The sequence below is a fragment of the Achromobacter sp. GbtcB20 genome (assembly GCF_019091095.1).
In the GTDB taxonomy this organism is placed as follows: Bacteria; Pseudomonadota; Gammaproteobacteria; order Burkholderiales; family Burkholderiaceae_B; genus Achromobacter; species Achromobacter mucicolens.
Genome location: NZ_JAGXJZ010000665.1, coordinates 1 through 256, shown reverse-complemented (window position 1 = coordinate 256; position 256 = coordinate 1). Strand labels below are relative to the sequence as shown.

Sequence of the window (256 nt, the reverse complement as noted above, 5' to 3'; positions counted from 1 at the left end):
GCCCCAACGCGGCCGGCAGCGCGATCAACGGCAACGTGCGCAATCCGGACACGAACAACTACTACAACCGCGGCAACCTCGACGCGGCCACCACCGGCTTCACCCGGCTGTTCCCCGGTGCGGCATGCTCGAACTTCACCAGGCACCCGCAGGGCGACCCGCTCGGCGGCTGCCTGATCGACGCACCCCTGGTGTACAACCAGATCCAGCCGCAACAGGAGAACTACAGCATCTTCGGGCGCGGCACCTACCGTGT

1 protein-coding gene is annotated in these 256 nt (G+C 66.8%); it reads left to right on the top strand.

Going from position 1 to position 256, the window contains the following annotated elements:
- On the top strand, window positions 1-256 hold a 256-nt coding region (locus KVT32_RS30645), incomplete at both ends, for a hypothetical protein (RefSeq protein ID WP_217619491.1).